Origin of the sequence: Achromobacter sp. F4_2707 (assembly GCF_047501535.1) — a bacterium.
GTDB lineage: Bacteria > Pseudomonadota > Gammaproteobacteria > Burkholderiales > Burkholderiaceae_B > Yanghanlia.
On sequence record NZ_JAZDRJ010000041.1, the window covers coordinates 1 to 255 of the forward strand.

At 45.5% G+C, this 255-nt stretch carries 1 protein-coding gene; it reads left to right on the top strand.

Annotation, left to right across the window (positions count from 1 at the left end; genetic code table 11):
- The coding region (locus VRY85_RS14925) for a hypothetical protein (RefSeq protein ID WP_414599389.1) at window positions 1-228 on the top strand (228 nt) is incomplete at its 5' end.
- Window positions 229-255 lie beyond the last annotated feature (27 nt).

The following is a 255-nucleotide window of genomic DNA, read 5'->3' on the forward strand; positions in this document are numbered from 1 at the left end:
GCAGAGAAACGAGATTATGAAGTAGTTTTTAAAGCGTGTCAAGTGAAGCGGCGAAGTGTTTTAAAAAGAACTGCTTTTCAAAACCGCCCTGCTTCGCTTGATGCCTCGCAATGCTTAAAAGCCTTGCGACCTACTGCATCTCGCTGCGGAACTCGAAATCATAACATGAAAATCGAACTTCGCAACCGGTTTAGAAAATATTTAAAAACCGGCCCGCTGACTGCTTGAAATGAGAGGGTAGGCGCCGACTCATGC